The following is a 20,905-nucleotide window of genomic DNA, read 5'->3' on the forward strand; positions in this document are numbered from 1 at the left end:
GAGAAAGAATGATCATACATTCACAGGAATACCAAATAGGCTATTAAGCAATGATCCCCAGTCACGCTCTATTTCTCTCCAATTGAACGGGAGCTTCTGTCTCTGTATTAGCCGGCTTTTTCGACCAATATGTAGCAAGGATCGGGCCAGAGATGTTGTGCCAAACTGACCCAACCACGCTAGGCAAGGCTGCTAATGGGCCAAAGTGAGCGGTAGCTAAGGCGACGCCCAAGCCGGAGTTTTGCATGCCGACTTCGATGGAAATGGCACGACGAGTACTTTCGTCGAGACCAAGTACACGAGCAGTGATATAACCAAGCAATAGGCCGAACGCATTATGAAGCACGACAGCGATGAAAATAATCAATCCGGCAGACGCGAGCGTTTCCACGTTGCCCGCCACAACAGCAGCTACGATCATCATAATGGCAAGTACGGAGATTAACGGAATGACATGGACGCTTTTATCAACAAAGCTTGGGACAAATTTTCTAACAGTGACGCCCAACACAATCGGAATAATGATCACTTGAATAATCGACATAAACATCGCCATTGGATCGACGGGCATCCATTGACCAGCTAGCCATAATAAAATAAATGGCGTAGCAACTGGTGCCAACAAAGTCGAAACAGAGGTCATCGCAATGGACAAAGGTACATTTCCTTTCGCAAGATACACCATCACATTCGAAGCGGTTCCTCCTGGGACTGATCCAAGCAAGACAAGTCCTGCGGCTAATTCAGCTGGTAAATTCAGCAAATAAGCAATGGCAAATGCAGTGAGTGGCATAATCATAAATTGGGCACACACGCCGATAATGACAGGAAGCGGCTTTGTTAAGATGATTTTGAAATCAACAGCTTTTAACGTTAGACCCATGCCGAACATAACAACACCTAATAAAATGGTGATATATCCTTGGAATACAACAAAAGGAGCGGGAACGAAAAAAGAAATTAAGGCCGTTAAAATCACCCAAACCGCAAAATATTTTCCAGCAATGTTACTGATTGTTTCTAAAAGTTTCATACATTCACCTCTTATGACTTCGTATTTAATATTTTATTGGGATTTAATAGAGTAAGAGGATCAAGCGCTTGTTTGATTTTTCCCATGACAAGCAAGGCCTTTCCATGTTCTTTCTCTTGATATTTCTGTTTGCCGATCCCAACACCATGTTCTCCAGTACAAGTGCCGCCTCGTTCAATCGCATACATCACGATTTTTTCATTTAATTCATCGGCTTTTGTCTTCTCTTCCTCGTCATTCATATCAATCATTAACAGCACATGGAAATTACCATCCCCCACATGTCCAACAATTCCTCCAATTAGCGCCATCGCATCAAGCTCTTCCCTTGCATAACGAATCGCTCCTGCTAATTCAGAAATCGGTACACAGACATCGGTGACCATTAGCTTTTTCCCCGGATACCCATGAACATAAGCGTAGGCTAAATTGTGGCGTGCTTCCCATAGCTGCACGCGAGCGGCATTGTCCGTTTCAAATTCAATTTCTTCACATTGAAACTCGGCAACAATTTCCTTCATAAAATCTACATCTTGCTTTAAGCCTGCTGCATTTCCATGGAACTCCAAAAATAACGTCGGCTGTTCCTTATACGATGTGTCGCTATGAAGATTGACTTGCTTCATCGACGGTTCATCTACCAGCTCGACTCGGGCAATCGGAATCCCCGCTTGCAAAATGCCAACTACCGCTCCGACCGCATCATCGACCGTTGGAAAAGAAGATCTGGCCGCCATAATAAATTCCGGAATTCCATAGACACGGAGCGTTAATTCGGTAAAGCAGCCTAACGTCCCCTCCGAACCAACAAACAGACTATTTAAATGATAGCCCGATGAAGATTTCGCTGCTAAATTACCTGTGTGAATCACGGTGCCATCCGCTAGCACCACTTCTAGATCACGCACTTGATCACGCATCACACCATATTTCACGGAAGTGGTCCCGCTAGCATTTGTTGCGGCCATTCCTCCAAGCGTGGCATCGGCCCCTGGATCAACGGAGAAAAACAAGCCATGTTTTTTCAACTCTTTATTCAATTGCGAACGCGTCACACCAGGCTGCACACGAACGAGAAAGTCTTCTGCTCTTACTTCTAATACTTTGTTCATTTGCGAAAAATCAATCGTTATGCCATGATCATACGGAATGGTATGCCCTTCTAAGCTCGACCCTACTCCGAATGGTACGACTGGCACCTCATATTCAGTAGCGATTTTCATGACCGCACTCACTTGTTCCGTCGATATTGGAAAAACGACCACATCCGGTGTGCTCGCCGCATGATAAGATTCATCTTTACTATGCTGTTCTAAAATCGTTTCATTGACTGATACTTGCTGATCAGAAAGAGCCCCACGTAAAGCTCCGACCCATTCTTTTTTTGTATTCATTTTCATTTCCTCCATCATCATCTATAATCCGTTAATGGTCTAACCAAATTTAAATTGGTCCAACCTTTTTTCTATTGTACTAAATTATCTGAAAAAATCAACTATTAAAATTTTTCACAAAACTATTGTAAGATAAATACTAAGAGGGGGGAGATTTCATGATTCCACAGCCGAAGAAAAAAACGTATCAAATGATTGTTGATCAAATAAAAGAATATTTTTTAACAGAAGAATTAAAGCCAGGAGATAAACTACCAACGGAAAGAGAATTAGCTAGCCGCTTCAATGTCAGCCGAACATCTGTAAGAGAAGCGCTACGAAAACTGGAGAACAAAGGAATTATTGAAATTAAACAAGGCAGTGGAAGCTTTATTAAAACATCGGAGTTTCAATTACTTGGCGAAGAACTGTCCACAACGATCATCCACGCGGAAAATAAACTCATCTATGAAATGTTAGAGTTACGCCGTGCACTTGAAGTAGAATGTGCCTTCTTGGCTTCTAAAAGAGCCACTTCTGAAGACTTAGAACACATTCGCCAAGCCATCGAAAAAATGAAAGCTGCTGAAAATGACGTCGAACTTGGATTAGAAGCTGATCTCAACTTCCATTTAAGTATCGTTCGTGCTTCTCATAACTCAATCTTTTTACAATTGGTCCAAACACTGAGTGAGCATATGCAGGACACAATTCGTGCCACTCGAAGACAGCGCCTAGCTGACCCTGAACGGCTTCAAGGCACCTTTGAGGAACATAAAGAAATGTACATAGCGATTGCCGCTGGAGAAGCAGAACAAGCAAAACAACTGATGGAGAAACATATTACGCAAATTAGAAAAGAATTAGCGGAGTCACTGTTAAATCAGGAATGAGGTGTCAGATGAATCGAGGTTTATTTATTTTCATTTTCATGATGAGCTGTTATTTAATCGGATGTTCAAATGAGGAGCTGACGGTGGAAAAGCCACCCGAAGCTTCGGTTCAAATTGGAGAGCAAACATATAAAACGACACTTGGTTCCTATTGTTGGAGCGGAGAAGGAAAAAATACTTGTGTCGATAAAGCGGGCCCCGTTGAACTGTTAGTAGAAAAAACACCAATCAAGGTTTCGCCCGGTGAAAAGATCACCTTCCTCATTGACCATAAACAGAAACCAAGTAAAGTAGAAGCCGTCCAATTCCATAAGAACAAAGAAACCGATGTGCTCGTGAAAGATCATCAACTAACAGCACCCATGGAAAAAGGGGTTTACTATTACTCCTATGGCGTGTGGTGGAACGACGAAAAAGAACCAGATGTCTCAAACGGGGATGCTTTTTATGCTTTTGTGATTGAAGTAGAATAGTTTCTTATAAGGAAAAATATCATAAAAATCTTGAAAGAACTTAATTAGTTAAAGATGTTGACGTCAGTCCTTGAACATGCTTTCTAGTGCCAAGTATACTATCACTTGGCACTATATGTTGTTCCTTTAATGAATCAGCAACAGCATTCCTTCTTCGTTATGAGCTGCTTCTTCAAAATAACGAACGAGCTCTTGATAGTTGTCCACTATGTAGTCCTTATCCTCTTCTGTCCATTCACCATACATTGGGTAAATATCTGCTTCATTCAAAGCTTCGACATCGAATTGTTCGGACAGGTCGTTGACTGAAATGTTTTTCAACGTATCATATATTTCTTTTACCTCATCCGATGGTAAATAGCGACAAGGCCCCATGCCCAGATCTCTACCGATTGGCTTTCCGCCTAAGATCGCATCTCCTTCTGTCGAATCAACAGCTGCTCCAAGCTGTGCCTCTCCTGTTAAAAGAAAGTAAATGCCGTGCCAGGCCTTATCAATATCTACTTCCTTTTTACTCACCTCTTCCACTTCATAAAGAAATGTTTCTACTTCATTTGGATGAGTTGTTAAATGCTCAATGAATTCATTGGAAATTCGATAGTAGCTCGCAATCATGCCCATTTTCAATGGTCTCCTTTTATAGTAATATTTACTAAATATTATTCTACTATTGATAAAACGATTATGGTATATTCATCTCTACAAATCTCCTGGAGCTATTCTTGAGTTTTATGAATGGCTCTATTTTATCCTATACAATAATTCAGTTCGGTTACTTGCGTTAAATTTTCTATATAAGTTTTGTAAATGTTTTTTAATTGTATGTTCGCTGACATAGAGTTTCTTTGCTATTTCTCTATTCTTCCACCCTTCTTCAAGGTAGTTGACGAGTTCTTTTTCTCTTTCAGTTAATAAAGTACTTTGCTTTTGCTGGTTCAGCTTTAAAATATTCTGTATATTAAAGCCGCTTTCAATTTGTTTAGCTAAAAAACTTAACTTGATACGATCCGTTTCCATAAACAGTTGTTCTTCTTTACTTCTTAATAAACCAATTACACCAACGCACTCTCCCTGATGTTCTAGATAAATCCCCATCTCATCTAAAAACGAATACTTCTTCATAAACGAGTAATAATATTCTGTCTCGATATATTCTGAAAAAGAAATCACATCTGTTAACTTTTGGACCTGCCTCTTCTTGTTTAAATTAGAAGGCTGAAGATAGTCCAATTGATAAAAATAGTCATTATATTCCCCTAAAGTTTTCTCTTCTATATTTAATAAAATTGGATCCATTAATTGTTTATTTTCATCAACAAGCCAAAATAAGGATTGTTGAAATCCTAAAATTTCGCAAAGTACTTTAAGAACCTCCGCACGGTAATTATTTATATTCGTATTCATTTGCTTACTTGCCAATTCTTCAACCGCACAAAGCACGCAGTTATACTCTTCCTTCGTTAATTGCATAGCTACTCCTCCCTTATTCACAAACTATCACTCTTATCATATATAAATCTTCTGAATAATCAAATAATTATCCTTTTGGGTAATAGCAGAAATGTTTATTGGCATGGATAATAGACGTAAAAGGAGGAATGCTTAATGAATATCTCGGAGTTTTCAAGCTACGATGGATTGGGCCTTGCGGAACTTGTCAAAAATCAAGAAGTCAAACCAGAGGAACTCGTTCGGCTTTCCGTTAAAGCGATGAAAGAATTAAACGCTGATTTGAATGCGGTGGTATCGATTCTAGAGGAAGAAGCGATGGAAGAGATTAAAAAAGGATTGCCTGAAGGTTCCTTTCAAGGAGTCCCATTTTTAATTAAAGAACTGGTTCTACACGCACAAAATATTCCTTCTAGTATGGGCAGTAGATTAGCAGAAGGGTTCCAACTGCCAGTGGATAGCGAACTGATGAAACGCTTCCGGCAAGCAGGGTTTGTCACAGTGGGTACGACCACTACTCCTGAATTTGGCTATAATGCAGCGACAGAGGCTGTTCTTTACGGACCGACACGCAACCCATGGAATCTTAAGCATAGTCCAGGCGGATCAAGCGGCGGATCAGCAGCAGCAATGGCAGCTGGCATTACTCCTATAGCACATGCCAATGATGGCGGAGGATCGATAAGAATTCCAGCTTCTTGTAGTGGACTCGTCGGTTTGAAGCCAACTCGAGGCAGAATACCTGCTGGGCCTTATAACAGCGAGCCACTTAACGGGATTGCCATTGAGTTTGCCTTAACAAAAACGATAAGAGACACTGCCCACCTCCTTGACGCAGTTAGCGGGCCGGACATTGGCTGTTATAGCTGGCCAGAGTCACCAGCAGAAGAATATAAAAATATCATTGAAGAACCAGTAAAGCCGTTGAGAATTGCTTGGACAGGCCGACCAGCTTCTGGTGTTCCTGTCGATGAAGAGTGTTTAAAGGCCTTGCATGAAACTGTTCAGTTATGTAAGGACTTAGGACATACAGTGGTAGAAGATCACCCTCAATATGATGTGGAGCCTTTTAGCCTTGCTACTTTACGCATTTGGACAGCTAATATTTATAAAATGATCAATGGAGCTGCCCAAGCTTTAGGTAAAACTCCTAGCGATAAAAATATCGAAGCCGCTATTTGGCAATGTTATTTGTACGGAAAAGAAATGACGGCATCCGAACTATTGGAAGCAATAGAAGTGAACGCTATCGTTTCAAGGCAAGTTGGACAATTTTTCACCGATTATGATGTGCTGTTATCGCCAACTCTTGCTACGTTGCCTGCTGAAATCGGCTTGTTAAATGCCGATAATCCGTCAATTAATGCGAAACAATGGACGGAACAAATTTTCACCTACGCTCCATTTACGAATTTATTTAATGCGACTGGTCAGCCTTCGATTTCACTCCCATTAAAATCAAGTGAAACTGGACTACCAATCGGCATGCAATTTACTGGTCGTTTCGCAGATGAATCCACTTTACTGCAACTGGCTGCCCAACTGGAAAAAGCATTGCCATGGAAAGACAGAAAACCACCTGTTCACGCGTCTAAATTAGCTAATACGACATTTTAGCAAAAAACCCGTGACCTCCAAGGTTGCGGGTTTAGTGTGTCCCTTTCTCAGCTTGCTCTAAAGTTAGTTCAATTATATAAATAAGACAAATCCAAGAAGCAGCACAAGTAACACACTTTTTAATTTATTCCTTTTCCACATCTGCAATACTGAAACGATTCCCCCTATAATCAATAAAGCATTTCCGCTTATTTTAATGATGTTTACCTCCAATAAACCTCCTACTATAGCGAGAAAAGAACCAATTATAAGAAAGCCGATGGTAAAAATAAAGCGAGGTGATTTAAAATCTGTCATAGCCTCCTTCTTTTCCTCCTCACTCATTTTTAAATAAGCCCTACCGACCATGAAAACCGGTATTCCCCATATCATTAAGAAAATAATTAATGCATCCATGTCGATATTCATACACCTTCCCCTCCCTCTTTATTTTATAATAAAAATCCAATTTTTTCATAATTCGATCCTTCTCCTTATTTTTTATCCCTCAAAAATAAAGTACGTCTCAATCAGTAAGGGTCTTCTCCCCACTTTAATGCGGGATAACCTAAAAATAGCCGTCTTCCTCAATTGGAAAAACGGCTATTGCTTCATTTCAGTCACTAAGCAAGATTTATGTAATGAATTTTTTTACATAGGATTTCTTTATTTGATATTTTTTGTTTAAATCCATTTATTCTTTTCTCATGTTACTTATTAAGCTTTCGTTGTATATATAATTCTGCAATGATTAAATTTGGTACCCATGCTAACCAAGCAATAATAGAATAACTAAGTTCGAAACGCTCTAATCCAAATAGAAGCATAAACAATGGTAGCCAAATTCTCAATGTGACCGCCGCAAAGGTTAGGGAGTAATTTCTGATCATCCATTTTTGATGGTCATGAACGTTCTTATCTTTAATTTTGACAAGTGCTTGATAGGCAGATACCAACCAAAATATTGATAAAAAGCCAAAACCAAGCTTCCCGACCAAGCCTCCTGTTGCATAAAAGGCTAGATACAGACCTGAACAACCGCCCAATAAAATACCAATCATATAGACTTTTCCTAGCCATCGATGGCGATTGATATTTTTTTCTCTAAATTTTGTGGATAATGTAAAAGGACCAATCACTAATGCTACTACACTAGTTGCCACATGTATGAATAACATCGTGTACCAAAATGTACTCAATTTAGAGAGAGACATAAGCTTCATTTGAACTAACCCAGCCTGATCAGCACCAAGAATAAAATATTGTACAATGGAATAACCGGCTACCGCTATCGCTAAAAAAGTAATGATAACCCATATTTTTTTATTCATAATCGTTTCTCCTCATCTATAATAACCTTTAGTTTTTGAGTCCCTGAATGATGGTACGAATATGAAATTGAATTAACCGATTTTGTTCTCCCCAATCAAACTGTGGAAATGTGATTAAAAGCGAGGTTAAACCATGCAAACTTGCCCAAATGGTATGGCTTATATCCATATCGGACTGTGCCATCTCGCTAAAAGCATTTTCCTGAATAAACTCTTTCACAACCGTATTCAGCAATAGGAATGCGTTATATCTATCGCTGTTTTCTATCTTACTTGTGTTCTTCTCCAGGTTGTTCATAAAAGCGATGTTATAGTAATCAGGTTGTTTCAAACCGAAGTATATATAGGCTTCACACATGTTAAATAGCCTTATTTCATGTGATTGATCAAAAGCATGATCATAAGCGATTTTCAACTCATGATAAAAGAGACCATATCCTTCTTCTAATAAATGAAGCAATATCTCTTCTTTATTTTTGAAATAAATATAAATAGTGGTGGGCGTGTATCCAATCTTAGTCGCTATTTTTCTCATGGATACATGCTGATATCCTTCCTCCAGAAACAACTGACGCGCCGCATCTATTATTTCCTTTTTTATTTCCGTAGGTTCTTTCTTACGTCTCATCAATATCACTCCTCAAAACTAAATTAACACCGTTAACTTAACGGTGTTAATTTATCATGTATTCAAAATTATGTCAATCCTAACGTTACATTTTATCGGAAAGTCAGGAGCAACAGACAATCATTAAATTCCGAATGGCCTTAGCATTTACCATGGATTGCATAACCTGTTCATCTTTTCTACCATCCGCTTGATAGCAATGTTTCAAACAAATTTTACAGCAGCAGCTGTAGCGTTGGAATAAAGTTTGATTAAAAAGTTGCCATCACTCCTTATTCAACAGCAAATACAAAAACTCCATTTTGAAAAAGATTGATCAATCATGTTATCACAAAGATAAAAAACATATTGTACATTTTAGAATTGACATGACATTATATTAATTTTATACTGTTAATGACAGTATTGTGTTGTTAACAGTATTGATTTGAATGTTATGTTAACGAAAAAAATTCTACACTTAAATTAGGAGGTTATATTTATCATGAAACATACAGGGAGACATACAGGTGCATTTCTTTTGCTATTTTTAACAGAGGGAGATAGCTATGGAGGGAAACTTCTGCAAAAATGTGAAGAAGAGCTTCCCGTCAATCCAATTGATAGTGCCATCATATATCGCACACTAAAAAAATTAGAGAACGAAGGTGCCGTTGAGTCTTATTTGGATACATCTGATCAAGATAAGCCGATAAAGATGTACAAAATTACTACAGCTGGAAAAAGGCAATTAGAAGATTTTCAAATAGATATTGAAGAAAAAATTAAGAATTTATCATTTTTCTTAAACAAATATAAAAAATGGAAGGAGTCTAACCATGATTAATGGCGCTCTCCTTTACGCTTTAGCCATTATTCTTATCAGTATTTCTTTTGTAAAGGACCGGAATAAAACAAAAGATGCTCTATTAAAGTCATGGAAAATGTTTCGTAATCTTATACCTTCCATGCTATCAATTATGCTTTTCGTTGGACTATCACTATCTATATTAACGCCTTCCTTCATTTCTTCCATCATTGGGGAAGAATCTGGATTCATCGGTATTGTTTATTCAGCAATCATTGGCTCTTTTGCACTCATTCCAAGCTTTGTTGTGTTTCCTCTTGGAAATACATTAGTCCAAAATGGTGCGGGCCTCCCTCAAGTTGCGGTATTAATGTCTACATTAATGTCCGTAGGAATCACAACTTTACCGATGGAACAAAAGATATTTGGGCGAAGTTTTGCTTATTCTCGTAATGCATCTGCATTGTTAATGTCTCTCATATTCTCGTATATTATTTGGGTGGTGATGGTATGAATGAATTAAAAAGATATCGTTTCTTTTTCATTTTACTATTGGGACTCATTTTATTGACTTTTATAAACCAATCGGTGGGATGGAACGCATTTCAATTAACAGGAAAAAGTATTTTAGATATGCTGTTTCTACTTCCTCCTGTCTTAATATTCGTAGGGTTGCTTGACCAGTGGGTGAAGAAAGAAACATTAATTAAATATATGGGAGAAAAATCTGGCATCTATGGCATCTTGTTCTCCCTATTATTAGGAGGAATTGCAGCTGGTCCCCTCTATGTTGCTTTTCCAATCGCGGCACTTTTATTAAAAAAAGGAGCGAGCATACGATACATTGTATTTTTTCTAGGAGTTTGGACAACTGCAAAATTACCGGTTATGGTGTATGAATTTGCTTCATTTGGAGCTAAATTTACACTCATTCACATTTGTTTTGGTCTATTTTTTTTCTATTTAATGGGTATTATTTATGAGAAGTTTTATGACCAACGACAATTGTTAAAGTATGATATAACTAAAGAAGTTTAGATTTAGATCAATAAGTCTTTAAGCTCCTCAATCCCAGATTCTTTTGTATGGGATAAAACGATACGACTTTGTTTCAAAACTACAGCAGCCTTTCCCTAAGAAAAAGCTGCTGCTTCTTTATGATTATACTTTCATCTCATGATGCTCAATCTTAGATGTTTCAATTTGAATCGTTGTGTGTTCAATTTTAAATGCCTCTTGAATCTTGTTAATTGCTTGCTGCAATATGTCTTGGCTATCTTTGTTGTCATCAATTAAAATATGGCAAGTTAAAGTATCTAATCCGGAAGTGATCGTCCAAATGTGAAGGTCATGCACATTCACTACACCATCGATGGCTTCTAATGCTTGTTTCACTTCTACTTGATCCACAGTAATCGGCGTGCCTTCCATTAAAATATGAACAGAATGCTTAATGACACCCCAAGCACTTTTTAAAATAAGTAAAGCAACAAGGACGGAAATGATCGGGTCAGCAATATACCAGTCAAACAGAAGCATAAGCAAACCAGCCACTAAAGCACCGACCGAACCAAGTGCATCCCCTAAAACATGCAAATACGCGCTTCGCAAATTGACGTTGTTCTTCACATCACCTTTGCTCATGAGTGACCAAGCACTAAGTAAATTCGCTAACAAGCCAACCGATGCAATCAGCATCATCGTTCCACTCGCCACAGTCGGCGGTTCTAAAAATCGCTCGTACGCTTCCTTTATAATAAAGGCTGCAATAACAAATAACGTCACGCCATTAAATAAAGCAGCTAAAATTTCAAAGCGATAAAATCCGTATGATTTGCTTGGTGAGGCGGGTCGCGCTGCAAACCCAATCGCCACAAAACTTAACAATAATGAACTTGCATCACTTAACATATGACCGCTATCTGACAGAAGCGCTAAGCTATTGGTGAATAAGCCCCCGAAAAATTCTAATAGCATAATGCCCGCTGTAATCAATAAAGCAATAAGTAATCCTTTTTTATTTCCTTCTCGCGTTTCTTCAAAATGATGGTGATGATGTCCATGGTGATCGTGTCCGTGGTGATGATGATGTCCCATATTAACTCCCCCTCTATACCTATTTTTTCATTATATGCTGTATTAAATACTGTGCATCCTCGCCCACTCCTTGAAGTAGCGCTGAGCTACGATTAAACTGCCAAGGTAAACCTAAAAAATATAATCCATGTATTGATGTTACGCCTCTTTCGTGAAGCGGTGTCCCATTTTCATCTAACACTCCAGCGACATCTATCCACTGATAATCAGAGCGAAATCCCGTGGACCAGATCACATTTTTCACACTCACTTCACTGCCATCCGCAAACATAAAATGATCCTGCTTGATCGCGGTCGTTCTAGACTTTAAAGTAATCTTTCCTTTTTTCAATAACGCTTTTAGCTCAAGTCCAATAATCGGGTCAGGTTGTTTTTGAATAAATTTCCCTACTTTTGAATGAACAGGAGCTCGATACACTCCTAGTACATCAAACCACCAGAAGAGGTTTCTTTTGCCAATGTAAAGGGGCAAAAACTTCAGCTTATGCCCCGCTGATAAATAAACTTCTCTTTTCTTTGCTAGCTCTACAGCAATTTGTGCACCTGAATTTCCTCCACCTACGACTAAAACAGAACCTTTATTTAACTGCGTGGCATTTTTATATTGAGAAGAGTGTAGTTGGAAGACACTCTCGGAAAGCTCTTTTGAAAACGCTGGTACGAAAGGTTTTTGAAATGGACCCGTAGCTACAACGACCTTTCGTGCAAACCATTCTCCTTGATTGGTTAAAACTTGAAAGCCATTTTCTACTTGCACTAGCTTTTGCACTTCTGTGTTATGTTGTATCGGAAGAGTGAATTCCTTCGCATAAGCAGATAAATATTCGACTACTTCATCCTTTGTTGGATACCCTTCTTGATCCCCTGAAAACATGAAACCGGGCACGGAACTATACACACGCGGAGTAAATAAAGTGAGTGAATCATAGCGCTCTTTCCAAGACGCTCCTACTTCTTTTGCCTGATCAAGAATGATAAATGATAGATCAGATTTCTTTAAATAAAACCCCATAGAAAGCCCCGCTTGCCCACCCCCGATAATTACCACATCGTATTTCATTCTCATCACCTTTCCAATAACAATATATGAGCATATATTCATATATTAATTTATTCTATTTTTCAGATAATGTCAATGAAAAGATTGGAAAAAATAAGACGGTGCAGCCGCTTCCTGGCTACACCATCTTCCCATTACTTGCTATTTTTAATCTCCTTTTGAATCTTTCTTAATGCCTTTTTTGATCCTCGCTCTAGATCATGCTGAAGCTTGCGATCTTTATAAGCAACAAATAACGTATCTAAGTCATACCCTTGTGGATAAAGGTCACTCGCTTTTAACTCTAGCCTCACTCGCTTCACATTCACTTCAATCAGCTCTTCTTGATAAAGCACCACAACGTTTTGAAAGGAGTTTCTTTCCTTATAGATAATGGCAACCTCATCATAATCCAATAGTTTTACTTTGTCTCCCTTGACGTACTCGTACGTTTCCGTTGTTTTCGTAGCGATGGCTTGCGGCTTTTTGATTTTGCTTTCATGCACCCGCTCTAAGCGATAATCCTTATTGTCCATATAGCTCTTCGCTCGTTTTAGCACATTGTCGGGCAGTTTCATTTTTTTCGAAATCCATAAGGCATTACTTTCTCCCGCCGCTCCAATTATAAGCTTATATTTTGGCTCTAGCGTCTCACTATCAAATTGCATGGCCGCATTCATAAAGTCGCTATGAAGCTCAGAGAAACGCTTAATTTCACCGTAATGAGTCGTCGCCACCGTGATGCACCCTTTATGATAAAATTCTTCTAAAATAGAAATAGCTAGTGCGGCTCCTTCATTCGGTTCCGTCCCGCTGCCAATTTCATCAAACAACAATAGCGTATGATGATTAGCGGCGCTCATAATATCGGAAATATTTTTCATATGCGAAGAAAACGTACTTAAGGCGTTTTCGATACTTTGATTATCGCCAATATCAACAAAAATTTTCTCAAACAGCGAGATTTCCGTCTCAGGATCGGCGGCAATATGAAAGCCCGACATCGTTGCCAGCGTCAGTAAGCCGATCGTTTTCAACACGATCGTTTTTCCACCCGCATTCGGACCTGTAATAATTAAGCTGCGATACTCGCTCCCGATTTCAACAGTTAACGGTACAACCTTTCCTTGCAAGAGCGGGTGCTGGCTGTTGATAAGTTTCATATATCCATGACTGTTCACTTTCGGTTCAATTCCGCCGATTTGTTGGCTGAATTTCGCCTTGGCAAACACTAGATCATATTGACTGATTAGCTCGATATTGATGTTGATCTTGCTTATTTGTTCCAAAAGCATCCCTGATAAGGTCGCTAATATTTGATACTCTTCCACCGCTTCTTCCGCTTTCAACGTTGCTAGCTCCACAGCTAATTTCGTCACGGCACTCGGTTCGATAAAAACGGTCGAACCTTTCGCAGACAGTTCAACGACCGTTCCCGCTACTTGATTTTTAAACGAAGACTTAATTGGAACCGTATATCGCCCATCCTTTTCACTAATAAAAAATTCTTGAATATATTTTTTATTTGCTGAGCTATTTAAAAATTTATTTAACCGCTCTTTTATTTTCCCCTCAGTGGCTTCGATTTGGTTACGAATTTTCTTTAATTCCTTGCTCGCCGCAGAATCCACCCGGCTCCCTTTAATGGAAAATTGAATTTCTTCCTCAATGTGGATAAACTCCGACATCGAATGGGCATAAGAACTTAACATCGGAGCAAAAAATTCTTTCGCTAACATAAACTGTTTCATTTTTCGGCAGCCTCTTAAAAAATCAGCGATGTGAATAAGCTCCGTCGGTTCCAAAATGATCCCTTTTTCCAGCTTTCCAATGATGTGCTCTACATTCGACACACCCACAAATGGCACATGACTCTCTGCATCGATGATCACCCGTGCTTCTGTCGTTTCAGTTAAGCGATTTTGAACCACTTTCCGATTCGCACTTGGCTGCAGCTGATCAAGCAACTTTTTTCCTAATCCGCTCACACAATAAGACTTCACTATGTCCTTCAATTCGTTATATTGTAATTTTTCAAATGTCATTGTATTCATATCCATTCTCCTCACTATGGTTGATCCATGGGCAAGAGATACCTATGACTTTAAAAGTGGAGCTGACTGTCCTGGAGCGACAAGCAGATGACAGAATGACGTAATGGCGCTCTTCAGCCATGCAGTCAGGCTGGCATCTGACCTCGAGCTCCAAGGAGGCGCAACTAGATGTCATTAAAAGTGGAAGGCACCTGATTATCGGCGACAAGCACAAGAACAGCCGGCTGAAAGGTTGTTCTTTAACCTTTTGGACGGATGGGCTTGTGACCTCGAGCCGATGGTGCCTGGAACTAGCCTGCTTCAAAAGTGGAGCCGACTTCAACTTCACTATTTAGGCTGTTAGTAAATGACAAAAAAGCCGTGGGAGATCCCACGGCTTTATCTTTATAAGGCCTGCGTAAAAAAGAGAGCATCGTGAAAGAAACGATTATTTTTTATCGCCCTTCTATCTCTCATCCATTACACACTTTATAAAGTACAATAGGTATCTTCATAGGTACTGAAATAAATCCATGACAAAGCTAAGGGTATCAATTCCCCAGTTTTCACATCTTTATTTCGTTCAGTTGTATCCTAGTTAGATCCTATGGCACTCACAAAGTTCACCTCTCAAAATTTATATTCATTTCATTAAAAATTACTTCCAGACTATCATACTCTATGATGAAAAATATGTAAAGGCACCAAGTTTTAGCCGATCACCTAAAAATAGACTTCCTGCATTTCTTTTAAAAATTTTTCAGTGATCGGAACTCCTGAACTCTCCCCAATCACAGAATCAATGCCACAATAAGGACAAACAGCTGTATCCTCATTATCCCACCAATCCTCAATCTCAGACGGATGAAATACCTTCAAACAATGAAAACAACCACACACCGTATCCTTTTCCAATCCTTCTTTATTATGAGAAGAAAAACGATATGCTTCTTCTAAATGCTTTTCCATTATGATCTTGCACTTCCTCTATATTATTATTCGACAAAACCCGAGGAGTGACAGACACCTCGCAATTTACTGATTGGCAGGAGCTCTTCTTCTTGTTTATACGGTTTAAATACGATCTCACCGATTTCAGTACCGACCACAAATTCTCCAATAACACAGTCTAATAGAATAAAAACCGCAGCGATATAATCTTCATTGTCTTCTTCAAATCCTTTAATATACAGAACAAGATCCACTAAGTCATTTTCTGAATCAACCTTATAAGTGAAAAGGACATCGTCCCATGTCAATTCAACTTCCTGATATCCGACAGCAAATTCCTCTGTTGCAGGTTGCCTAAAGGCGATAATATCAAACCTTTCAAGCGGAGGTGCAGCCTCTACCAATGCAATCACATCAGAAAAATTTTCAACTAAACCATCTGCACTAATGATAAACTCTCTCTTTTCATTCACAAGTTCAGCACTAAATTCAAACACCAAATCTGGATTAATTTTATCCAATTGTCGCTCCAGTTGCTCAAATAGATACTCTAGCTCTTCTTGCTGCAGATCATAATACTCTTGTTCATGGTTCAAAAACCATTTCCAAAACATCTCTATCGGATCTTTACTCTGAAAAAGTCGCTTAATTACCATCATCATTTATCACTCCTTTTACAAATATTTCTTCTCATTAAAACCTTCCGTTGAATTTCCAGATTGCATTTTAAATCGATTGTAAATATATAGGATGAATTAAGCAATTAAAATGAATTTAGAGAGGATATTTGTATAGAGATAAAGAAAGACTCTTGATTTAAAATTCGTCAATTCTTATTCATTTCGAAACACCTCCAGAATTCTTTGCTTACCTCTTTCCTTAAGTTCAATAGAAAAATGGAAACCCCTTTAAATTTCAAAACTGTGTATCATTTTATACACTAACTCGCTCCAAAAGTTATAATGAAAAAAAGGAGAGATATAATGACATTTTGGCGTAAAGAAGCGGACGATCCTTATCGTTTGCAAAAGTTAACTAAACAAGATATAACAACAGCGGAAAAAATGTTTGGTGTTCACTTGCCACAAGAATATTTAGAACTGCTTCACATTCAAAATGGCGGCATGATTACATACAATGCTTTTCCATCGTCATAGCAAGATGAACCTCTGTATATTGATCATATTTTAGGGATTGGGAAAGAGGATGGAATATTAGAAAATGACTATTATTCAAATGAATGGGAACTGCCTAAAGGGTTGATCTTGATTAGTGGAGACGGCCATAATTGGTTTGCTTTTGACTATCGAGAAACGACGGAGCATCCACCAATGGTCTATATCGATAATGACTTTGAGCAAATTTACACAATTACTTCCTCTTTTAAAGATTTCTTAAATCATCTTTATGTAGAGGAAGAAGAGGATGAAGAATATGACCTGCCCCCCTTTTCAAAAGAAGAGATGACCGCTCATATGACAAACGACGATATCGACGGCATCATTGAGTCTCTTCATTTAATGACGATGAATACAGTTTCTTCCGATGTTCCTTGGTTTGTTGAACAGCTAGTGAAATTAAGCCAACATCATGATGCCTCAGTCAGAACATTTGTCGCTTCTAGCACGTATCATTTAATAGAAACAGAGGAACTGCAAAAGGGAGATCCTGTGATACAAAAATTATTGCAAACTTTTTTGGAAGATTCGCATGAAGAAGTTCGTGATTATGCAGAAATGGTTGAAACATATAATACAACTTTCTCATAAAGTATCTGATAGGGAATGTAAATACCCATCTTACTTTTCTTCTAGACCATCATCTTTTAGATTTGAAGAATCATTTTGAGGTCGGTCCCTTAAAAACAGCTTACACATAACGGATTCCACCTTCTTAAATATTACAATTAACCCAACAACTTGACATAGAAGGAAAAATTTGATATTTTAATAAGTGTTCAAAGCAATTTATTACATTTTTGGAAGGGGAATTTTCATGAAAAAAATGTCAGTAAATTTGGTAAAACTGTATTAGCTTCAGCAATCGCTCTTGGAGGTCTAGGAGCTATTCAAGCAATTGAACCATTAGAAGCGCATGCAAATGTAAAATCAGATGTAGACAGGGGATTTTTAGCTTCTTATAGTTCAAAAGCACCTAATGCTTTTACTGCTAAAATTATGGCTACTTCTACCTCTAACTATCTTACAGACTTTAAAACACGCCATACACCAACGTTCACAATTCATAACTCTTCTGGAGTAATGGTTCAACGAGGTTCTCTAAATCAATGGTATGAAGTCGATGATCTTACAGACTTCTGGGGAGAATATGATTCCCTTACAAATATCAGCGTGGCTTCTTTACCTGCTGGACATTATCGTATTAAAGTCACCGTTCCAATGGATGACGGTTCTGTAACATCTGCTGATTATGCGCAACTAACTCAAGCCTTCACTATTAAATCAGATCGCACAATTGTAGATATTCGTCCTTAAGAATGTTACTACATATATAGTTTCATAATAGAAGAAAAGCGGTATAATTCGTAAATGAATTATACCGCTTTTTACTTGTTTGTATAATCACTCCTCATTTCCATTTCTGGGGGATAGTTCAGTATTGTATAGCAGATTATTTTATAGTTGTACTTATAAAGCCTGATGACGTAATTCAAATATTCCATTTGTAATTATTTTGAAATTCAGACCATATTCTTTTGGAAACCTTATTGTTAATAATTACCATAGATAACCAATCCTTCAGTAGTGTATCCTCTACTGTTATCCAATCCTTAAGTTTCATAGAATCTGCTAGTTGTGATGAGCGACATGCAAAAATACAAATCTCCCATTCCCAATCACCATAGATAATCCAATCTTGTGATGGAGAAACCCATATGACAGAGCGAGAATATTGGCAAATAGATTCTATTTCATCTTCATCTGGTCCATAATTAACAATATCTTTATATTGCTCTGAAGTGAAATATGCAGGAATACGTGCCCAATTCGAATGTTTGTACTTTTTAAAGTGATCTTCGAATGGATGAGGATTTAAAACAGCGACTACTGCCGCTTCGTCATTTGATGATTTTAATAAATGTTGAAGTGACTCCCAACCTTCTTTAGACATCATCCAGTCCCAATGGTTAAATAAATAAAATTCGTAAGGTTGCTTAAAAACTTGCTCTGGAGTCTCCCGAGCCATAAATACCATTTCTTCTATATTTTTTTCAATTTTTTTAATCTCACTAATTTCACTCAAAAAATATTTTTTGTGCTCCACTTAACGATACCTCCCTCCTAGCCTATACTTAATAGAAGTTTTACCCCCTTTCGGAGTATAGTCGGCACTCCATCCACGGCAACTTTTAGCCTTATTAAGAACAAAATATTTCGCCCCATTTTTAGTATATAGTCTACCGTCTTTAAGATCTCTTCTATGTCAACCATTTCTTTCAAGATTTTTCCCGAAAGATTTATGGCTTACTTGTGTCTCACGATTTGTTACACTTCTTTTTTTAGTTACATTCTTTATACGAGAATGTTTCCCTACTTTATAAATTTTCCCTTTATATTTCTTAGCGGCGTATTTAACACCTTTCTTCGCAACATATTTAACGACATATCGTCCACCTGTGTAAACCAGAACTGCCACCAGTGGATGCTCTCCATCTGGATCATCCAACATCACCGGGTTGTTTTGAACGTAAACATATGGATGCTGACTAATTGGGGCATTAGCCTCTCCTGGCTGTGGATCGATGGATAAAAAGATTCCTTCTTTTGGATCGTAATAGCGTGCCATCAGATAGTATAACCCTGTCTCATTATCATGTCGGTAGGAAGCATAGCGATAAGGGTTTACATTCACCATCGCACCACTTTTTGAGAGAATATTCCCCCATGCATCATATCTAGCCATTTACATCCTTAGCTTGATGGGCATAGGGTCCTACCAACAAAATGCGGAAAACATACGCTAAACAAATTTCGATATGAAGAAAGCCGATTCCCTACGCTTAGGCATCGGCTTTTCGACTTAATGTTAATTAAGAATAACTTAACATTAGGATGGAATCAGTAAGTAAAACGTGTTGCAATTACTTCTCAATTCCTAAACCAGTAACTACAAAGTGTGAATCTAATTTTCCAGGAGTAAATATTCTCCAGAACTCTTCTTCTGTTGACTCATCCGGAAATATTTCCAACGAGATATTATCTGTAAATGAGATTCTCAAACCACCTAGAGGATCCGAGTTAAGTAAGATAATATATATTTTCCCACAATATTTTTTTAAAAAATCCTTTAATAATTCATCAAACCTATTCTCCCCTATTATATCCCAGTCAAATTCATTATCACTATTCCAATTTGACTTAGGTACATATATATCTCTTGAAGCAGTAATTATTTTATTCTCCTTAATTAATCTCCAGGTACATTGGATATGCAAAACAAACTCAGAGGATTTAAAACTATCTCCTCTTTTGTTAACTGTAGTAATAGATTTCCCAAATCCAAACCAAACCATATTTGAATTTCTCCCTATCTCATTAAGTGGAAATCCTATAAGGTTTCTACAATGATTTTCAATTTCAAATTGCAACATTATTTTACTCCCCCTTTTCTTTTTTAACCTTTTTAGTTGGTAATTTACCCTTGTAGTTTCTTTGAAGTTTTCCTTTATTTTTCTTTACAGCTTGTTTTAATTTTTTTTGGGAACATATCTCACCACATAACGATTACCTAAATAGATAATAACTCTTACAAGAGGATTCTCCCCATCTGGATCATCCAACATCACTGGGTTGTTTTGAACGTAAACATATGAATAAGGTGGGGACTCGAAGTATTATTAGATTTATTAATGAAAGTGAATATTCACCATATTAAATTCTGGAATTATGAATTTACAATTATCATCTGTCGCACTAGCAAGTAATTCATTAACTGGATCACCGAATTCAATCCAATGATCTGAAATTTCGTAAAGTATTTCATTTAGACTCTTCGATGTATAGTTTTCTTGAGGAATTATATCTATTTCTGCTACATAAATATTTTCTATCTTCCAATAAGGTTCAACTTTTAATAATTGTTCGCTTTCCGTTATAGGTTCAAATATTTTCAAAAATTTGTTTATAGAGTGTTGAGCTTGGTCTTTGTTTTTTGCATTTAAATATAATCTTATAAACATATTTTCTCCTTTATTTATGAGT

Annotated in this window: 23 protein-coding genes and 1 pseudogene; 8 read left to right on the forward strand and 16 right to left on the reverse strand. The window is 37.8% G+C overall.

Annotated elements, in window-relative coordinates; genetic code table 11:
• Positions 1-61 precede the first annotated feature (61 nt).
• Both WDJ61_RS14890 and WDJ61_RS14895 read right to left on the reverse strand, forming a co-directional pair.
• A complete protein-coding gene (locus tag WDJ61_RS14890; RefSeq protein WP_338751066.1) occupies positions 62-1,033 on the reverse strand; it encodes a bile acid:sodium symporter family protein in 972 nt (323 codons plus the stop codon).
• An 11-nt stretch (positions 1,034-1,044) separates the two neighbouring features.
• Positions 1,045-2,427, reverse strand: a complete 1,383-nt coding sequence (locus WDJ61_RS14895) for an FAD-binding oxidoreductase (RefSeq protein ID WP_413789023.1) — start codon at positions 2,425-2,427, stop codon at positions 1,045-1,047.
• A gap of 158 nt (positions 2,428-2,585) precedes the next feature.
• Between WDJ61_RS14895 and WDJ61_RS14900 the strand changes: the two genes are divergently transcribed.
• Positions 2,586-3,299 (forward strand): FadR/GntR family transcriptional regulator, encoded by a 714-nt coding sequence (locus WDJ61_RS14900; RefSeq protein WP_338751070.1) that lies wholly within the window; start codon positions 2,586-2,588, stop codon positions 3,297-3,299.
• Between the two features lie 8 nt (positions 3,300-3,307).
• Entirely contained in the window at positions 3,308-3,772 is a 465-nt protein-coding gene (locus WDJ61_RS14905; protein WP_338751072.1) for a hypothetical protein, read from the forward strand.
• Between the two features lie 126 nt (positions 3,773-3,898).
• On the opposite strand, the gene WDJ61_RS14910 is transcribed toward WDJ61_RS14905, so the two are convergent.
• Complete coding sequence (locus WDJ61_RS14910; RefSeq protein ID WP_338751074.1) at positions 3,899-4,393, reverse strand: YfbM family protein; 495 nt, start codon at positions 4,391-4,393, stop codon at positions 3,899-3,901.
• A gap of 120 nt (positions 4,394-4,513) precedes the next feature.
• Positions 4,514-5,242 (reverse strand): response regulator transcription factor, encoded by a 729-nt coding sequence (locus WDJ61_RS14915; RefSeq protein WP_338751076.1) that lies wholly within the window; start codon positions 5,240-5,242, stop codon positions 4,514-4,516.
• Positions 5,243-5,377: 135 nt separating this feature from the next.
• Between WDJ61_RS14915 and WDJ61_RS14920 the strand changes: the two genes are divergently transcribed.
• On the forward strand, positions 5,378-6,838 hold the full coding sequence (locus tag WDJ61_RS14920) for an amidase (RefSeq protein ID WP_338751078.1): 1,461 nt from the start codon (positions 5,378-5,380) through the stop codon (positions 6,836-6,838).
• 72 nt (positions 6,839-6,910) lie between these two features.
• Here WDJ61_RS14920 and WDJ61_RS14925 read toward each other — a convergent pair whose 3' ends face one another.
• The 3 genes from WDJ61_RS14925 to WDJ61_RS14935 all read right to left on the reverse strand — a co-directional run bounded on the left by WDJ61_RS14925 (position 6,911) and on the right by WDJ61_RS14935 (position 8,776).
• Positions 6,911-7,246, reverse strand: coding sequence for a hypothetical protein (locus WDJ61_RS14925; protein ID WP_338751080.1), 336 nt, complete (start codon positions 7,244-7,246; stop codon positions 6,911-6,913).
• A 281-nt stretch (positions 7,247-7,527) separates the two neighbouring features.
• The gene (locus WDJ61_RS14930) at positions 7,528-8,148 is read right to left on the reverse strand and encodes a DUF2306 domain-containing protein (protein WP_338751082.1); all 621 of its coding nucleotides are present in this window, start codon (positions 8,146-8,148) and stop codon (positions 7,528-7,530) included.
• A gap of 28 nt (positions 8,149-8,176) precedes the next feature.
• Positions 8,177-8,776 carry a TetR/AcrR family transcriptional regulator gene (locus WDJ61_RS14935; protein ID WP_338751084.1) on the reverse strand — a complete coding sequence of 200 codons (600 nt, stop codon included), beginning with the start codon at positions 8,774-8,776 and terminating at the stop codon, positions 8,177-8,179.
• 484 nt (positions 8,777-9,260) lie between these two features.
• On the opposite strand from WDJ61_RS14935, the gene WDJ61_RS14940 reads away from it, so the two are divergent.
• The 3 genes from WDJ61_RS14940 to WDJ61_RS14950 are packed head-to-tail and all read left to right on the forward strand — an operon-like array spanning position 9,261 to position 10,601.
• Positions 9,261-9,602, forward strand: a complete 342-nt coding sequence (locus WDJ61_RS14940) for a PadR family transcriptional regulator (RefSeq protein ID WP_338751086.1) — start codon at positions 9,261-9,263, stop codon at positions 9,600-9,602.
• Complete coding sequence (locus WDJ61_RS14945; RefSeq protein WP_338751088.1) at positions 9,595-10,077, forward strand: hypothetical protein; 483 nt, start codon at positions 9,595-9,597, stop codon at positions 10,075-10,077. The genes WDJ61_RS14940 and WDJ61_RS14945 overlap by 8 nt, the downstream gene beginning before the upstream one ends.
• Positions 10,074-10,601 (forward strand): permease, encoded by a 528-nt coding sequence (locus tag WDJ61_RS14950; RefSeq protein WP_338751090.1) that lies wholly within the window; start codon positions 10,074-10,076, stop codon positions 10,599-10,601. Before WDJ61_RS14945 ends, WDJ61_RS14950 begins: the two co-directional genes overlap by 4 nt.
• A 123-nt stretch (positions 10,602-10,724) precedes the next feature.
• Here the strand turns inward: WDJ61_RS14950 and WDJ61_RS14955 are convergent, their stop codons facing one another.
• The 5 genes from WDJ61_RS14955 to WDJ61_RS14975 all read right to left on the reverse strand — a co-directional run bounded on the left by WDJ61_RS14955 (position 10,725) and on the right by WDJ61_RS14975 (position 16,342).
• On the reverse strand, positions 10,725-11,660 hold the full coding sequence (locus tag WDJ61_RS14955; protein ID WP_338751092.1) for a cation diffusion facilitator family transporter: 936 nt from the start codon (positions 11,658-11,660) through the stop codon (positions 10,725-10,727).
• Between the two features lie 19 nt (positions 11,661-11,679).
• A complete protein-coding gene (locus WDJ61_RS14960) occupies positions 11,680-12,720 on the reverse strand; it encodes a flavin-containing monooxygenase (RefSeq protein ID WP_413789024.1) in 1,041 nt (346 codons plus the stop codon).
• Positions 12,721-12,854: 134 nt separating this feature from the next.
• The gene (locus tag WDJ61_RS14965) at positions 12,855-14,753 is read right to left on the reverse strand and encodes an endonuclease MutS2 (protein ID WP_338751094.1); all 1,899 of its coding nucleotides are present in this window, start codon (positions 14,751-14,753) and stop codon (positions 12,855-12,857) included.
• Between the two features lie 702 nt (positions 14,754-15,455).
• The gene (locus WDJ61_RS14970; RefSeq protein WP_338751096.1) at positions 15,456-15,701 is read right to left on the reverse strand and encodes a cytoplasmic protein; all 246 of its coding nucleotides are present in this window, start codon (positions 15,699-15,701) and stop codon (positions 15,456-15,458) included.
• A gap of 26 nt (positions 15,702-15,727) precedes the next feature.
• The gene (locus WDJ61_RS14975) at positions 15,728-16,342 is read right to left on the reverse strand and encodes a hypothetical protein (RefSeq protein ID WP_338751098.1); all 615 of its coding nucleotides are present in this window, start codon (positions 16,340-16,342) and stop codon (positions 15,728-15,730) included.
• A 324-nt stretch (positions 16,343-16,666) separates the two neighbouring features.
• Between WDJ61_RS14975 and WDJ61_RS14980 the strand changes: the two are divergent.
• Both WDJ61_RS14980 and WDJ61_RS14985 read left to right on the forward strand, forming a co-directional pair.
• A pseudogene (locus WDJ61_RS14980) lies at positions 16,667-17,452 on the forward strand (SMI1/KNR4 family protein).
• Positions 17,453-17,944: 492 nt separating this feature from the next.
• Positions 17,945-18,178, forward strand: a complete 234-nt coding sequence (locus WDJ61_RS14985; protein ID WP_338751100.1) for a hypothetical protein — start codon at positions 17,945-17,947, stop codon at positions 18,176-18,178.
• A gap of 175 nt (positions 18,179-18,353) precedes the next feature.
• On the opposite strand, the gene WDJ61_RS14990 is transcribed toward WDJ61_RS14985, so the two are convergent.
• From WDJ61_RS14990 to WDJ61_RS15005, 4 genes are all read right to left on the reverse strand, one after another.
• Positions 18,354-18,968, reverse strand: coding sequence for a hypothetical protein (locus WDJ61_RS14990; protein ID WP_338751103.1), 615 nt, complete (start codon positions 18,966-18,968; stop codon positions 18,354-18,356).
• 159 nt (positions 18,969-19,127) lie between these two features.
• Positions 19,128-19,607: an RHS repeat-associated core domain-containing protein gene (locus WDJ61_RS14995; protein ID WP_338751105.1), complete on the reverse strand. Its 480-nt coding sequence runs from the start codon at positions 19,605-19,607 to the stop codon at positions 19,128-19,130.
• A gap of 178 nt (positions 19,608-19,785) precedes the next feature.
• Entirely contained in the window at positions 19,786-20,295 is a 510-nt protein-coding gene (locus tag WDJ61_RS15000; protein ID WP_338751107.1) for a hypothetical protein, read from the reverse strand.
• 255 nt (positions 20,296-20,550) lie between these two features.
• On the reverse strand, positions 20,551-20,883 hold the full coding sequence (locus WDJ61_RS15005; protein WP_338751109.1) for a hypothetical protein: 333 nt from the start codon (positions 20,881-20,883) through the stop codon (positions 20,551-20,553).
• Between the last annotated feature and the right edge of the window lie 22 nt (positions 20,884-20,905).

It is taken from the genome of Bacillus sp. FJAT-52991 (genome assembly GCF_037201805.1).
In the GTDB taxonomy this organism is placed as follows: domain Bacteria; phylum Bacillota; class Bacilli; order Bacillales; family Domibacillaceae; genus Bacillus_CE; species Bacillus_CE kandeliae.

Excerpts from the sequence above, each read along its gene's own strand:
- WDJ61_RS14900 (WP_338751070.1), top strand. The coding sequence starts at position 2,586 with ATGATTCCACAGCCGAAGAAAAAAACGTATCAAATGATTGTTGATCAA.
- WDJ61_RS15005 (WP_338751109.1), bottom strand. The coding sequence starts at position 20,883 with ATGTTTATAAGATTATATTTAAATGCAAAAAACAAAGACCAAGCTCAA.
- WDJ61_RS14915 (WP_338751076.1), bottom strand. The coding sequence starts at position 5,242 with ATGCAATTAACGAAGGAAGAGTATAACTGCGTGCTTTGTGCGGTTGAA.
- WDJ61_RS14945 (WP_338751088.1), top strand. The coding sequence starts at position 9,595 with ATGATTAATGGCGCTCTCCTTTACGCTTTAGCCATTATTCTTATCAGT.
- WDJ61_RS14930 (WP_338751082.1), bottom strand. The coding sequence starts at position 8,148 with ATGAATAAAAAAATATGGGTTATCATTACTTTTTTAGCGATAGCGGTA.
- WDJ61_RS14935 (WP_338751084.1), bottom strand. The coding sequence starts at position 8,776 with ATGAGACGTAAGAAAGAACCTACGGAAATAAAAAAGGAAATAATAGAT.
- WDJ61_RS14890 (WP_338751066.1), bottom strand. The coding sequence starts at position 1,033 with ATGAAACTTTTAGAAACAATCAGTAACATTGCTGGAAAATATTTTGCG.
- WDJ61_RS14985 (WP_338751100.1), top strand. The coding sequence starts at position 17,945 with ATGGTTCAACGAGGTTCTCTAAATCAATGGTATGAAGTCGATGATCTT.
- WDJ61_RS15000 (WP_338751107.1), bottom strand. The coding sequence starts at position 20,295 with ATGTTGCAATTTGAAATTGAAAATCATTGTAGAAACCTTATAGGATTT.
- WDJ61_RS14925 (WP_338751080.1), bottom strand. The coding sequence starts at position 7,246 with ATGAATATCGACATGGATGCATTAATTATTTTCTTAATGATATGGGGA.
- WDJ61_RS14895 (WP_413789023.1), bottom strand. The coding sequence starts at position 2,427 with ATGAATACAAAAAAAGAATGGGTCGGAGCTTTACGTGGGGCTCTTTCT.
- WDJ61_RS14920 (WP_338751078.1), top strand. The coding sequence starts at position 5,378 with ATGAATATCTCGGAGTTTTCAAGCTACGATGGATTGGGCCTTGCGGAA.
- WDJ61_RS14910 (WP_338751074.1), bottom strand. The coding sequence starts at position 4,393 with ATGGGCATGATTGCGAGCTACTATCGAATTTCCAATGAATTCATTGAG.
- WDJ61_RS14975 (WP_338751098.1), bottom strand. The coding sequence starts at position 16,342 with ATGATGGTAATTAAGCGACTTTTTCAGAGTAAAGATCCGATAGAGATG.
- WDJ61_RS14960 (WP_413789024.1), bottom strand. The coding sequence starts at position 12,720 with ATGAAATACGATGTGGTAATTATCGGGGGTGGGCAAGCGGGGCTTTCT.
- WDJ61_RS14965 (WP_338751094.1), bottom strand. The coding sequence starts at position 14,753 with ATGAATACAATGACATTTGAAAAATTACAATATAACGAATTGAAGGAC.
- WDJ61_RS14950 (WP_338751090.1), top strand. The coding sequence starts at position 10,074 with ATGAATGAATTAAAAAGATATCGTTTCTTTTTCATTTTACTATTGGGA.
- WDJ61_RS14970 (WP_338751096.1), bottom strand. The coding sequence starts at position 15,701 with ATGGAAAAGCATTTAGAAGAAGCATATCGTTTTTCTTCTCATAATAAA.
- WDJ61_RS14940 (WP_338751086.1), top strand. The coding sequence starts at position 9,261 with ATGAAACATACAGGGAGACATACAGGTGCATTTCTTTTGCTATTTTTA.
- WDJ61_RS14955 (WP_338751092.1), bottom strand. The coding sequence starts at position 11,660 with ATGGGACATCATCATCACCACGGACACGATCACCATGGACATCATCAC.
- WDJ61_RS14995 (WP_338751105.1), bottom strand. The coding sequence starts at position 19,607 with ATGGCTAGATATGATGCATGGGGGAATATTCTCTCAAAAAGTGGTGCG.
- WDJ61_RS14905 (WP_338751072.1), top strand. The coding sequence starts at position 3,308 with ATGAATCGAGGTTTATTTATTTTCATTTTCATGATGAGCTGTTATTTA.